The organism is bacterium (genome assembly GCA_024228115.1).
Taxonomy (GTDB): Bacteria; Myxococcota_A; UBA9160; order UBA9160; family UBA6930.
Genome location: JAAETT010000115.1, coordinates 1 through 750, shown reverse-complemented (window position 1 = coordinate 750; position 750 = coordinate 1). Strand labels below are relative to the sequence as shown.

1 protein-coding gene is annotated in these 750 nt (G+C 47.9%); it reads left to right on the top strand.

Annotated elements, in window-relative coordinates:
• A partial coding sequence (locus GY937_05845) for a hypothetical protein (GenBank protein MCP5056235.1) occupies window positions 1-307 on the top strand: 307 nt, incomplete at its 5' end.
• Window positions 308-750 lie beyond the last annotated feature (443 nt).

Sequence of the window (750 nt, the reverse complement as noted above, 5' to 3'; positions counted from 1 at the left end):
TGGGATTAGGCTTAGGATTTGGCTTAGGCTTAGGATTAGGATTGGGTTTAGGCTTAGGATTGGGCTTAGGCTTAGGATTTGGCTTAGGATTGGGCTTAGGCTTAGGATTGGGCTTAGGCTTAGGATTAGGCTTAGGATTGGGCTTAGGCTTAGGATTGGGCTTAGGCTTAGGATTGGGCTTTGGCTTAGGATTTGGCTTAGGCTTAGGATTAGGATTGGGCTTAGGCTTAGGATTGGGCTTAGGCTTAGGATTGGGCTTAGGCTTAGGATTGGGCTTAGGCTTAGGATTGGAGTTAGGTTTGCTTAGGCTTAGGATGGGGTTTAGGCTTAGGATTTGGCTTGGGCTTAGGATTGGGCTTAGGCTTAGGATTGGGCTTAGGCTTAGGACTGGGCTTAGGCTTAGGATTAGGCTTAGGCTTAGGATTGGGCTTTGGCTTAGGATTAGGATTGGGCTTAGGCTTAGGATTGGAGTTAGGTTTGCTTAGGCTTAGGATGGGGTTTAGGCTTAGGATTTGGCTTGGGCTTAGGATTGGGCTTAGGCTTAGGACTGGGCTTAGGCTTAGGATTAGGCTTTGGCTTAGGATTAGGATTGGGCTTTGGCTTAGGATTGGAGTTAGGTTTGCTTAGGCTTAGGATGGGGTTTAGGCTTAGGAGTTGGCTTGGGCTTAGGATTGGGCTTAGGCTTAGGTCTGGGCTTAGGCTTAGGATTAGGCTTTGGCTTAGGAATAGGATTGGGCTTTGGCATAGGAT